The 12,597-nt window shown below is 43.7% G+C and carries 13 protein-coding genes; 7 read left to right on the top strand and 6 right to left on the bottom strand.

Annotated elements, in window-relative coordinates:
* The first annotated feature begins 54 nt into the window (after positions 1 to 54).
* A complete protein-coding gene (uvrA, locus tag MKX60_RS16290) occupies positions 55 to 2,568 on the top strand; it encodes an excinuclease ABC subunit UvrA (RefSeq protein ID WP_341060396.1) in 2,514 nt (837 codons plus the stop codon).
* 1 nt (position 2,569) lies between these two features.
* Here uvrA and MKX60_RS16295 read toward each other — a convergent pair whose 3' ends face one another.
* The gene (locus tag MKX60_RS16295; protein WP_341060398.1) at positions 2,570 to 2,692 is read right to left on the bottom strand and encodes a hypothetical protein; all 123 of its coding nucleotides are present in this window, start codon (positions 2,690 to 2,692) and stop codon (positions 2,570 to 2,572) included.
* A gap of 130 nt (positions 2,693 to 2,822) precedes the next feature.
* Between MKX60_RS16295 and MKX60_RS16300 the strand changes: the two genes are divergently transcribed.
* Positions 2,823 to 3,836, top strand: coding sequence for a LacI family DNA-binding transcriptional regulator (locus tag MKX60_RS16300; protein ID WP_076298479.1), 1,014 nt, complete (start codon positions 2,823 to 2,825; stop codon positions 3,834 to 3,836).
* A gap of 20 nt (positions 3,837 to 3,856) precedes the next feature.
* Positions 3,857 to 4,387: an HAD family hydrolase gene (locus tag MKX60_RS16305; protein ID WP_341060400.1), complete on the top strand. Its 531-nt coding sequence runs from the start codon at positions 3,857 to 3,859 to the stop codon at positions 4,385 to 4,387.
* 135 nt (positions 4,388 to 4,522) lie between these two features.
* On the opposite strand, the gene MKX60_RS16310 is transcribed toward MKX60_RS16305, so the two are convergent.
* The 3 genes from MKX60_RS16310 to MKX60_RS16320 form a co-directional block, all read right to left on the bottom strand.
* Positions 4,523 to 5,092 carry a YdeI/OmpD-associated family protein gene (locus MKX60_RS16310; RefSeq protein WP_341060402.1) on the bottom strand — a complete coding sequence of 190 codons (570 nt, stop codon included), beginning with the start codon at positions 5,090 to 5,092 and terminating at the stop codon, positions 4,523 to 4,525.
* Between the two features lie 3 nt (positions 5,093 to 5,095).
* A complete protein-coding gene (locus MKX60_RS16315; protein WP_076298477.1) occupies positions 5,096 to 5,611 on the bottom strand; it encodes a DinB family protein in 516 nt (171 codons plus the stop codon).
* Positions 5,612 to 5,690: 79 nt separating this feature from the next.
* A complete protein-coding gene (locus MKX60_RS16320; RefSeq protein WP_076283071.1) occupies positions 5,691 to 6,602 on the bottom strand; it encodes a helix-turn-helix transcriptional regulator in 912 nt (303 codons plus the stop codon).
* A gap of 214 nt (positions 6,603 to 6,816) precedes the next feature.
* Here MKX60_RS16320 and MKX60_RS16325 point away from each other — a divergent pair, with 214 nt between their 5' ends.
* The 4 genes from MKX60_RS16325 to MKX60_RS16340 are packed head-to-tail and all read left to right on the top strand — an operon-like array spanning position 6,817 to position 9,731.
* Complete coding sequence (locus MKX60_RS16325) at positions 6,817 to 7,443, top strand: TetR/AcrR family transcriptional regulator (RefSeq protein ID WP_076298476.1); 627 nt, start codon at positions 6,817 to 6,819, stop codon at positions 7,441 to 7,443.
* Position 7,444: 1 nt separating this feature from the next.
* The gene (locus MKX60_RS16330; protein ID WP_341060403.1) at positions 7,445 to 8,299 is read left to right on the top strand and encodes an ABC transporter ATP-binding protein; all 855 of its coding nucleotides are present in this window, start codon (positions 7,445 to 7,447) and stop codon (positions 8,297 to 8,299) included.
* The gene (locus MKX60_RS16335; protein ID WP_076283068.1) at positions 8,296 to 9,009 is read left to right on the top strand and encodes a fluoroquinolone export ABC transporter permease subunit; all 714 of its coding nucleotides are present in this window, start codon (positions 8,296 to 8,298) and stop codon (positions 9,007 to 9,009) included. The genes MKX60_RS16330 and MKX60_RS16335 overlap by 4 nt, the downstream gene beginning before the upstream one ends.
* Entirely contained in the window at positions 9,006 to 9,731 is a 726-nt protein-coding gene (locus tag MKX60_RS16340; protein ID WP_341060404.1) for a hypothetical protein, read from the top strand. Before MKX60_RS16335 ends, MKX60_RS16340 begins: the two co-directional genes overlap by 4 nt.
* On the opposite strand, the gene MKX60_RS16345 is transcribed toward MKX60_RS16340, so the two are convergent.
* Together MKX60_RS16345 and MKX60_RS16350 are read right to left on the bottom strand one after the other, a co-directional pair.
* A complete protein-coding gene (locus MKX60_RS16345) occupies positions 9,732 to 11,387 on the bottom strand; it encodes an AraC family transcriptional regulator (RefSeq protein ID WP_341060405.1) in 1,656 nt (551 codons plus the stop codon).
* A gap of 140 nt (positions 11,388 to 11,527) precedes the next feature.
* A complete protein-coding gene (locus MKX60_RS16350) occupies positions 11,528 to 12,553 on the bottom strand; it encodes an ABC transporter substrate-binding protein (protein ID WP_081382733.1) in 1,026 nt (341 codons plus the stop codon).
* Positions 12,554 to 12,597: the final 44 nt, after the last annotated feature.

The raw sequence follows: 12,597 nt of genomic DNA on the forward strand, positions 1-12,597 counted from the left end.
TATGGATAAGAGATATATCTATGTGTGATTGCTTTAATTGAGAGGGGAATCATTGTGAAAGAAGCTATTGTTATTAAAGGTGCACGAGAGAACAATCTGAAGAATGTCTCGCTCACGATTCCTAAGTATAAGCTTATTGTTCTGACGGGACCTTCGGGATCAGGAAAATCGACGTTAGCTATGGATACACTTCAGCGGGAATGCCAAAGACAGTATTTAGATTCCATGGGCATGACTTCAGATACGATCAGTAAACCAAAGGTCGAGTCCATTGTTGGACTGTCTCCATCCATTAGCGTTGGACAGCATGTTACGAATCGTAATCCACGCTCGACAGTAGGGACTGTAACTGACATCTATACCTTTGTCAGGTTTATTTTTTCTAGATTAGGGGAGCGGATTTGCCCTTCTTGCAATGGTAGCATACCACCTTCTTTTGAAGCGAGGGGGCTACTAATAGAAGAAGACGAGGAAATGGAAGGTCAGTCGATGGGCTGTCCGCATTGCGGAGCTGAGCTTGAGAAACTTGGCATGTCACATTTTTCCTTCAATAAGCCGGAAGGGGCTTGTGAAGCTTGTGGTGGACTTGGGTCTGTGGCGACTATAAATGAAGCAGCGGTATTTAATCCAGAGCTTAGCATGAAAGAGGGGGGAGTAGCTTCTCTGAATGGCGTTCATCGGGATATACAGATGCGGATATTAGTAGCGGCGGGAAAACATTTTGGATTTGTGTTTGACCCGGATCAACCGTTGAAGGATTACGGTGAGATTCAGCGTGATTTGCTCTACTACGGTGTGGAGAGTGAAGCTTTTAAACGCCATTTCCCTAATATTAAGCCAATCCAAGGGACGAAGTTTGAAGGTGTTATACCCGGTTTGTGGCGGCGGTATAAGGAGAAGGAAGGGGAGGCTGGTACGCAGGAGAAAGATGGCGGATTTTTTCATGAGCAGCAATGCCCGGAATGCCTAGGAGCTCGCCTGAAAAAAGAAGTTCGTCTAGTTCGAGTAGCTGACGCATCGATCATAGATGTATCTGACTGGTCGCTTAGTGAGGTGTATGAGTGGACGAAAGGACTGGAGGCGGCACTGCCTGCCGAAGGTCTACATCTACTTGAGCCGATCCTTCATGATATGCCTACTAGACTAAAGCGGATTATCGATGTTGGCCTAGGTTATCTTTCCATGAACCGGCAGACAGTCTCTTTATCTGGCGGGGAAGCACAGCGCCTGCGTCTAGCATCACTGCTGGGTTCAGGGTTGACCGGTGTTTTATACATTCTGGATGAACCGACGACGGGACTTCATCCTCGGGATACAGTTGGCCTTATTCGTGTGCTTCAGGAGCTGCGTGATCTGGGGAATACCGTGCTCGTTATTGAACATGATATTGAGATGATGCGTGCTGCGGATCATATTATTGATATGGGTCCGGGTGCTGGATTGCATGGTGGAATCGTTGTTGGTGAAGGTAGTTTAGAAGATTTGATGGCAAGCGAGCTTTCGGTTACAGGAGCTTATCTCAGAGAAGAGTGTCTCGAAGTTCCCACACGTATTCGCCGAAAAGGGAACGGAAAGCAGATCACTATCCGGCAGGCACAGTACCGGAATATTGATATTCAAGAAGTCTCCATTCCACTTGGTTGTCTTGTATCTGTAACAGGGGTTTCGGGTTCGGGTAAGTCCACGCTTATATTTGATATCCTTGCGCAAGGAAGCTCTAATGGTCATGAACAAACAGGCTGTAAGGAGATTACGGGTTTAGGTGAAGTCGGGAGCATTGTGATCTTTGACCAATCACCCATGGGTAGAATGCAGCGTTCTAATGTAGCGACCTATACCGATGTATTTACACATCTGCGTCAGTTATTTGCGGCTTTGCCAGAGGCGAAGAAAAGAAAACTGACCTCCAAGCATTTCTCCTTTAACACAACGGGGGGACGGTGCGAAACCTGTCAGGGACTTGGTGTATTGTCCGTAGACATGAACTTTCTGCCTGATCTAGAAGTAAAGTGTCACGCCTGCAAAGGAAGACGGTTTACGGATGAGGTCTTACAGGTGAAGTATGATGGCTTCTCTATCTCAGATCTGTTGGACATGTCTATACAGGAAAGCTTGCCGATTCTTAAGTCGGAGGCCAAAATGGCCGGTATTATTGAGACGTTGTGTGAGGTGGGTCTTGGATACCTTAAATGGGGACAATCTGTCAAAACCTTATCAGGCGGCGAGGGACAGCGGATCAGGCTGGCCAAAGAGCTGAGCAAGCCATCTAAAAATCATACGCTCTATTTGCTGGATGAACCAACGACAGGTCTACATCCGTCAGACATCAAGCAACTTCATACCTTATTGAGCAAATTGGTAGATACGGGAAATACGGTTGTTGTTGTGGAGCACAGCTTAGAACTGATTCGGGAGTCTGACTGGGTGATCGACATTGGCCCTGAAGGGGGCACAGTTGGAGGTAAGCTTGTAGCTGAAGGCACACCGGAGCAGGTCGCTGAAGTACAGGAATCTTATACAGGGATGTTCTTGAAACGGATTCTGGCTGAGGGCTTTAATCCACTTTAAATCAGATATCCATTTGGAAAAAAGAGAGTGCCCCGAAGCCATACAATCCATGGCTTCGGGGCACTTCTTTGTGTGTTCCGGCATATTCACCAAGCCTAGCATTGAGCGGCAGAAGACGAAGCATCTAAACCTCCAAGAAAAATGAATTGAATTTATTGCTGTCGTCATAGTAACATTAGGTTAAGCGCTTAACTTATGTGAAGGGAGGATGCAAAGACTCCAATCCACTTAATACTTATAATGAGGTTAATGCCATGAAAACGACCACGATATATGATGTTGCCAGGGAAGCGGGCGTATCAATTGCTACCGTCTCCAATGCGATTAACGGTAAAGGAAAAGTAAGCAACAAGAAGCGAGATGAAATCCTTGAGGTGATGAAGCGGCTGCAATATCAGCCCAGTGTCATTGCTTCGGCACTAATGGGGAAGAAGACCTATACCATTGGTCTTCTTATTCCAGATGTCTCGAATCCTTTTTTTTCCGAGATAGCTAGAACCGTAGAGGATCTGGCACACTCCGAGGGGTATAGTGTTATTGTGTGCAGCACAGATAACAAAGATGAACGCGTAGAGAAATACATTCGGCTGTTGGATCAAAAAAATGTTGACGGTATTCTGATCGGAACAGGTGTGGGAAATGCGGATATCTTGGCGCTCCATGTAGAGAAATACTTCCCCATAGTTATGATCGCTCGGGAGACCGCAGGCATAGCTGTTCACCGTGTATTGAACGATGACTTCAAAGGAGGCACTATTGCCGCTGAACATTTGCTTGAAAAAGGTCATCGCAAGATGGCGGTTTTGTCCGAGGATTTCAATGTAAGCAGCAGCTTTGAGCGGGTCAGGGGTTTCCGCTTTGGATTATTTGAGGCTGGCATTTCACTGGACCCGAAGAATATCTTCGCGTGTGAGTCGAATATCAAAGACGGCAAACGGGTAGCATCCGAGATTCTCCACGGCGCGGAGCGTCCGACAGCATTATTTTGTTGCAACGACTTGCTTGCCATCGGCGCACTCCAGGCTGCGAAGGAAGAGGGAATATCTGTACCGGAACAGCTCTCTATCATTGGTTTTGACGATACTATTCTGTCAACCGTGACGAATCCAACGTTAACAACTATTGCTCAACCGATGAATCAGATGGTGAAGATGGCATTTGATTTGCTGATCGGCAGTCTGGATCATACAGATGATATCAAGCAAAGAATTGTATTGCAGCCTGAACTGGTGATCCGAGAATCCACAGGCAACTCACCCATTAAATAAAGAGGACGGTTATTGAGAACATGGACGAGAAAAGGTTAATTATCTTTTTTGACAGCGGAGATACCATTGTTGATGAATCGACTGAAATTAGGGATGAAGAAGGAATCGTACAGAGTGCGGATCTGATTCCGGGAGCAGATATCACGATTCAGACCCTGCATGAGAGAGGATACACGCTTGCTCTGGTTGCAGACGGTGATGCGCAATCCTTCAAAAATGTATTTAAGCAGCATGGACTAAGCGATTATTTCAGCGCCATGATTATTTCCGAGAATATCAAAGCAGTCAAGCCAAGCCCGCGCATGTTCAAGGCAGCTATTGGTGCGCTTGATTTGTCTGAAGCGGATTTCTCCCGTACCGTTATGATTGGCAACAATCTTAGCCGTGACATGAAAGGGGCCAATGGGCTAGGCATCACCAGCATTTTTCAGAGCTGGACGCCCCGTTATTCCCATGAGCCGGCAGATGAGTCTGAGCGTCCGACGTATACAGTTAGTGAGCCGCTGCAATTGCTAGAGTTGATTGAGAGGCTGAACGCTGAGCTCAAGTAAGCTGGAGGTCGTTCATTATGCTATTTTTCCATATTTAAATACAAAAAGAGAAACCCAAGGTCATGAGAATGACTGGGTTTCTCATCTTTTTAATCAATCTGCAAGAGTTACAAAGCAATCTTATGATCTAGCAGCTTAATAATTTAGAAGCCGTCCATGATCATGCCATTGACCGTACATTTTATTTTCTTTAGTGTTTGTTATAAATTTATCTAATTTACGCTTAAATAATTCTGGTTGATGTGTATTGCTTTGTATCGTGTCGATCCTGACTCTTTTATAAAGAGCGGGAAAGGTTAAGAAGTTCTCATATACTTGCTGCTCCTCTTTTAACCTTTGTTCTATAACCCTATCGACTTTAAAAGAAGCGAGATTCATATCCGGAAGTACCTTTCTTCCTTCGTCACTCATTAACCCCAGTTTATCGAGGCGGCGGACACGTTCTTTATTTAATTCTGTCCAAGAGCTTCGTTTGCTTCTGGGAGACAGTCGCTGCGCCAGCTCCGTTTCAGAAACTTTCTTTTTCACTCCATCGATCCATCCAAAGCACAAACATTCCTCAACCACATCCAAATATAGCAATGTTTCTGGGTTTGGCGTCATACTTACGAGTACCCAACAAGATTTTTCAGTCTTACAATTTTCCTGAAGCCAAGCTCTTAAATGTTCTCTCGATTTCACTGTAATTAGATTTTCAATCTGCATAAATTAAATAGCTTCCGCAGGCATCTGATACCAAAAAAGGGAATAGTCGTTCATGGTAGAAGCGTGTCCTAACTGACGTAACATAGTAGATATATTACCTCTATGATAAGTCCCGTGATTGGCGGTATGCAGCACAATTTCTGATAGGCGTGTTTGCCGGATTCCAGCGAATGGGTTATCAAGTAGAATAGTCTGCTCCAAATCGGTTTGGTTTTGTAACCATTCTTTGTATTGTTCAGATAGCTGGGCAAAAAGATTAGCGTATTCATCAACCGAATTTAGAATGCTCATATTTAGCGGGATACTTTTTTGAAAAGCCTCAGGCATACCAGTGCCTGTTAAAACCAGATACCACATCGTATCAACCGCATAGATATGGCTAAGGGCATGAGCGATGGTAGGAAAAGAGCTATTCACTTCTTGATTTAGCACAGAGGGAGAGATTTCCTTGATTCTTCCCAAGATCGTTTGGTTCGCCCAAATGTGGTAATTAAACATTTCTACTGGATGATTGGTCATTGTATGATCTCCTTTTGAGTTGTGATAGATTATTTTGTAGCTGTTGTTAATATAAAAGAAGAAGTATGACAGCAGACTGTCATACTTCTTCATAAAGATTTAGGGTATTTTGCAACTGCTTTTTTAAGATAGCTCGCAGTGCAAGAGGCTCGAGGACTTCAGCGCCGCTGCCGAAACTTAGCAGAATTGACCATAGCCAGCGGGCTTCCAATGGTTTATACACAGGAATTCGCATCGTCATGCTCTCATCGGTATGAAATTCCTTATCCACCTGGTGAAATTGGTCCAGTGCTTCTGCCAAAGCCTCAGGTCCCACCCGGATAACGACTTCCTCAACCTGATCGGCCCTGTTTGAACAACCGGCCTCTATTGGTACCTCATGTTGGGAATGAAAGGTATTCTGTGTCAGAAGCAAATTCATCATCCGGGATAGCCGGAACTCTCGATAATCCTGTCGTTCCTGGCAATAACCATAGATATACCAGTTGCTATATTTAAAATGAAGCTTTACTGGTTCCATATTACGGGTTGTGCGTTCGTTTTTTACATTGATGTAATCAAAACGGACAATATTTCGTTCCGTAATAGCCGTACGTAAAAGAGAAAGTGCATCGGGATCCATACGACGAGTTTCAAAATCCACCGCTAGACTAGAAGTCTGTTGTTCTGTTCCAATCGTTTGCAGCCGTTCAATGGTTCCTTGCGCTTGTTCGTCTTCAAACACGGAAGAGAGACTGTTCAGCACGGTAATCAAAGAAGTGACATCATAAGAACGGAGCAGGCTTCTATCCATTTTATATCCGTCCATGATGCCATATCCGCCTTTAGTTCCCTGATACGATACGACCGGGATGCCTGCGGCACAAATGACATCGATATCCCTATAGATAGTTCTCTGGGAAACCTGAAACTCTTCAGCCAGCTTGGAGGCAGATAAAACTTCGTGGTTCAACAGCTTGTAGATCATAGAAATCAAACGTTCCAATTTCATTTGTGTATTCCCACCCATTAGTCCATTTCGTGTTACTGCATGATTATAGCATAGATTTTTCAAGCTAATTTGGGGGAGGATTTTGGTGAGGTTGCACAGGAAAGTACTAATTGTACCTCACAGAGAAAAAAATATTGACAAAATATGGTTGGTGGGTTATCTTGTGAATATAAAATAAAATTATTCATAAAACCATAAAAGCGAGTTGAGATGTATGCCTAAGAAATTCACAGAACAAGAAAGAGAATGGATTAAACATAAATTGTTGACAGAAGGTCGCCGCTGTTTTGAAGTACATGGCATTAAAAAAACTAGTGTTGAAGAATTAACAAAAGCTGCCGGGATTGCGCAAGGTTCGTTTTACATGTTCTTTGGATCGAAAGAGGAATTGTTCTATCACATATTGCTTGAAGAGGAACAACGAATTCGTAGTACAATGTTCGATTCATTTAGCGTAGGCGTGCCTGTAAATAAGGAAGAAATCAGATTATTTTTACTGAAATCTTTCCGCATGATGGAAGAGAGTCCGATCGTCCGCCAGATGTTCGTAAGAAGCGAAATGGAGCAGCTATTAAGAAAGTTACCTAATGAGATGTTGGAACAAAATTTTACAGAGGATAAAGACTTTTTTATTCCTTTCATTCAATCATGGCAAGCCGAAGGTATCATGGTTGGGATTGACCCGGGATTAATCGTAAGCATGATTCGCTCTGTAGTCCTCCTGTCTTTGCATAAGGAAGAGATCGGTGATGAACGCTATCAGGCAACTATAGAGCTTTTGATAGGGGTTCTGGCTGAGGGGATGACTTCTTTGAAAGATAATATGACTGGGGGAGTATGAAATGATCGAAGTGAAGGAGCTTCATTTTACCTACCCAAAAATAAAAGAGCCAACCCTTAGTGGACTTAACTTTTCCATACCTCAAGGAGAAGTGTTTGGTTTTCTCGGTCCTTCGGGAGCGGGTAAAAGCACAACACAAAAAATACTAATTGAAGTCTTAAAAAATTATCTCGGCAGCGTTAACGTAATGGGCAAGGAAATAAGAAATACCGGATCGGAGTATTTTGAGCGAATAGGGGTAGCTTTTGAGTTTCCAAATTTCTATTCGAAGTTTACTGCGCTGGAAAATTTGCAGCTATTTCGCTCTCTGTATTCAGGGAGAACAGCGGAACCGAGGTTTCTCCTGGAGCAAGTAAATCTCACTGAAGCTGCAAATTTGAAGGTCTCCCAGTTATCGAAGGGGATGAAGATGCGGCTGAATTTCTGTAGAGCACTCTTAAATAACCCGCAAATTCTATTTCTGGATGAACCCACTTCCGGGCTCGACCCCGTTAATGCGAAACGAATGAAGGATTTAATCCTGGAAAAAAAGGCAAATGGGACGACTGTAATTATTACAACACATAATATGCAAGCCGCTGAGGAGCTCTGCGACAGGGTCGCTTTTATTGTAGACGGTCAGATTAAGTTGATTGATTCTCCTCGTGAGCTTAAGCTTCTAAATGGAAAAAAACGAGTGCGGCTGGAATACCGCCATCATAATGAAGTTAGAAATGAGGAATTCTCACTTGATGATATAGGGGAGAACGAATATTTCTTAAAGCTTGTTCGTGAACATCCAATAGAAACCATTCATTCGCAGGAGGCGTCTTTGGAACAAATATTTATTGACGTAACTGGGAGGCAGTTAACATGAGATTCAGATCTGCGTTTGCCTTTGACATCCGGTTTCAATGGCGGCATGGGTTTTATTGGATTTACGTCATTATCTGTGCGTTTTATTTGGTATTGCTGCATCTTATTCCTGATCATTATCGAGAACAAACGATGTTGTTATTGACCTTTAGCGATCCGAGTGCTTTAGGGCTTATTCTCGCAGGGGGGATTGTGCTGCTGGAAAGAGACCAGGGCATCCATGATCCTTTATTTGTTACTCCGATTCGTGTTAGGGAATATTTGCTTTCAAAAGCAGGCTCATTATCTGTACTCTCGCTGTTAGCCGCTTGGGTTATTCATGTAATAGCAAGCGGGATTCCGCAATCCCCGTTTGGCTTTTCTACTGGAATCATTCTAACGTCAAGCTTTATGACGCTATTGTCGATTGGAGTTGTGGCTCGTTGCCAGACAATTAATGGTTTCATTCTACTATCACAAGTATTCGCATTGCCTTTTATACTTCCTTTGCTTGGTTATTTTAAGGTGTGGAACTCCAAACTTTTTTTATGGCTTCCTACGGAAGGAACACTTCGCTTGTTGAGTTCGGGAACCTCGGCTATGTCATTTGGCAATTACATCTACTCCATATCGATATTACTGCTATGGAATGTTGTGATATACGTATGGGCAAAAATGTCCTTCGAAAATCATGTAATGATGCGCATAGGTAAGGGAGGAGCAAGAAAATGAAGAAGTATCGTATGCTTTTTATAAGCGATATCCGGCATACTGGTTTGGACCCAGTGCTGATGGTCGGCATCTTTGCTCCTTTAGCACTTCTAGTCGTCTCAAGATTTGGATTTCCAATGATAGCCGATTGGCTTACGAACGGTTATGCTTTCGATTTATATAAATATAGTAGCTTTGCTGCGATTTTCTTAGTCATGACCTTTCCCATGCTAACCGGTATGATGACAGGTCTTTTAATGCTTGATGAAAGAGATGAGAATGTCATCTCTTATTACGCGGTTACACCATTAATGCGCAGAGGGTACATGGTGTATCGTCTAGTTCTTCCATCTCTTCTCTGTACATTTCTTTCATCGCTATTTTTTATAGTCTCCGGCTTATCTAGCTTCCAATTAGAGCATATATACATCCTTATACTACTAGCATTTGAAGCCCCTTGTTTTGCATTATTCCTAGCTTCTTTCGCTGCAAATAAGGTAGAAGGATTAGCTTTATCAAAGATCGGTGGTCTGTTTATAGCAGGACCAATCGTAGCTTATTTTGTTCCATCACCATGGCAATTTATCGGGGCGTGGATTCCTACCTATTGGCCTGCTAAGTTATTTTTTGTTATAGAAGCTTCTAGTGGTTCTATTGTGCTTGCATACTTAATGGTGGGACTTCTATTTCACTTGAGTCTTCTGAGCATCATGATCAGGATTTTTATTAAAAGAGCTGATTGATTAACCTCCTCCAAGCAGCTTAGGCAACAGGGTTAGAAGCTTTTCACGTGTTAAAGCATCTCCATAGTTCCATTTGCTTCCGTCAAGCAGATAAGCTTGCCCCTTACGTACAGCGGGTATATTCTTCCATAGTGAGCTGTCTAGTAGTTTCTCCATAGCAACTCGCGAGTCTTGACGTTCCGGAATAAGCATAAAGATATGATCACCGGCGTAGGAAGGCAGCCTTGCTGGATCGACCTCTGCAAATCCTAACTCTCCATCGAGAATCGCTTTGATCTCATCTGTGGGCTGTAAACCGTTAGGGGCATAGAGAGCAGTAGACAAACCGGACATTCCCATAGCATATAGATGATTTCCATGGTCATAAATCAATGCAGAAGCTGTTTCTCCAGGTCGAAGAGTACTCATATAAAGCTGCTGCCACATGGCAGCATTTTTTGCTGCGAATGAATCCAGCCATGCTTCTGCTTCGTGCTGCTTACCCAACCAGCTTCCAAGTGTCCGCATACGGTGTTCAAGTGGAGCAAATGAATCAAAGGTAAGTGTCGGGGCGATGTCGACGACTGCTCGATAGGCCTTATCATCTGAATTAGCTATAATAATTAGGTCAGGATTTAATGAAGCGGTAAGCTTCGGATCCAGAGGAAAGCCAACGTTAGAGAGCTTTTTAAGTCGATGTTTATAGACTCTGTTCCATGCAAAGACTTCATCTCCTCCGATAGGCTTTATACCTAATGCGAGCAGATCGCCAAGCGTCTCACCATGGTACACAATGCGTTTTGGACGCTCCGGAATATCCACCTCATGGCCAGTCCAGTCTTTCACAGTAAGCTTCCGACCTTGCTGATGCGCATATTGTCCGGGTGTAATTCCAGTCTTTTGACGAAACCGGCGACTAAAATAATATTCATCGGAGAAGCCAACCAGACGAGCAATCTCACGCAGTGGTTCAGCGGATTCCAGAAGGAAACGCTTCGAATGGTTAATGCGCAGTTCGGTCAGGTAATCGAGCGGTCTTTTTCCGGTAAGCTTTTGAAAGATCGGAGTATATTGCCACAATGTTATCCCTGCGAGCTCAGCCATTTGCTTCACGGTGATACTCTCCGTATAGTGATCTTGCATATATTGGATGGTCTTTTCCACGGAATCCGCGGGACTTGGCACCTGCTCGGAAGGATAATTATGCTCAAAGATTAAGAGCAGCAATTCTTGGAATTTTAATTGCCGCTTAAAAAAATGCACATCATCGGCATTTTTTTTGCTCATAAGCAGATCTTCAGCAAGGCGGATTACCCTAGTGAACGGGTGGACAATCAGCTCCTGCCTACCTGGAAGGAGTTCCTCTGAATAATATTCGGGAAACTCGGCGTTATTAATTGCTGTAAAAGTGATGAGATAATAATAAAGAGTCGTCTCTTGATTGTCCGTGCTATAGGAAGTTCCAGGAGATAGGAGATAACATGTATCTGTAGTCAGTGTTATGGTTTGATCGCTAAGGATCAGCTGTCCACTACCGCCAGTGAATATTAGAAGTCTATAAAAGTGAGCTGAAAGAGCCTTAGAGCAAGAGCCTGCCGGTTGAATATGTAGTTCCGCATCAGTCAGCTGAAACAGCAACGAGCGGAGCGGTGCAGCGACGGGTAATGTTTGCAGCAAGAGGAAGCCTCCGTTCATTTGGTGAGAATCATTATCAATTAATTCATTGTATATAAAATAAAGAAGCATATCAACAGCTGTTGACATGCTTCTTGCAGTTTTCTATCAGCTAAGTGCCAAAGGCTTCATGAAGGTGAAAATTATTTCATATTCAAAAGCTGTGGGAGTTCACCGAGCAGCCATTCTCTTGTTGTTGCATCACTTGAAGTCTTCATAATATCTTGAGTATAGACATATCCGTTCTTGACGGCAGGGAGACCTTTCCAGATCGGACTCTTTAATAGAGTAGCTGTGGATTGCTTGGCTTCATCGGCCACAGGAGTTAGAATGAAAATCCGATCTCCGGCATATTCTTTAAGCACTTCCATGGATACTTCCTGGAATCCCATACCTTCATCAAGTACCTTCTGAATCGCTGGGGTTGGCTTGAAGCCATTCTCTCCATAAAGGACTTGCGAAAGTCCAGTCGTCGCCATAACAAATAGTCTGTCACCAGGATAATAAGTAAAGACCGAAGCTGTTTCTCCTTCTTTTATGCCCGCTGCCTTTAATTGTTCCCACATGGCATCTTCACTCGTTTTATACTTAGCCAGCCATGCCTCTGCTTCGGTCGTTTTCCCAAGAATTCCACCAATATCAAGCATCCGTTCATTTAGTGGGGCAAAGGTATCAAATATTATCGTGGGTGCGATTTTGGACAGCTGCTCGAAATCAGCTTCATCAGTACCTGCATAGATAATCAAATCAGGCTGAAGTTCCAGCGTCTTTTCCAGATTGATAGGGAACCCTACATCTTCGACACCTTGTAGCTGATCTTCAAAAACCTGACCCTCACCCATGGAAAGTGGATATCCTACCGCTTGCACACCAAGTGCGAGTAGATCACCATAGGTTTCTCCTGAATAAATCACGCGCTTCGGGTTAACAGGTATTTCTACGGTATGGCCTATGTAATCCGTGTAGGAGCGAGTAGTTGCCGCAGTTTCATTAGTGCCCTTGTCGGATGTTTCTGGAGAAGGTACAGTGGTAGCTGAAGTATTATTTCCGGCTGCGTTCGACGCATTGTTCTTGGCTGGTTGTTCTCCTGAGTTTCCGCAGGCGAGTAGTAATGTGGTCATCAGAAAGAGTACACATAATACGGCGAACGGTTGTCTTACCTTATTCATATAATATTGCCTCCCTAAAATATGTAGCGATCACCAATAATGAT

It is taken from the genome of Paenibacillus sp. FSL R5-0914 (assembly GCF_038004525.1).
Taxonomy (GTDB): domain Bacteria; phylum Bacillota; class Bacilli; order Paenibacillales; family Paenibacillaceae; genus Paenibacillus_AQ.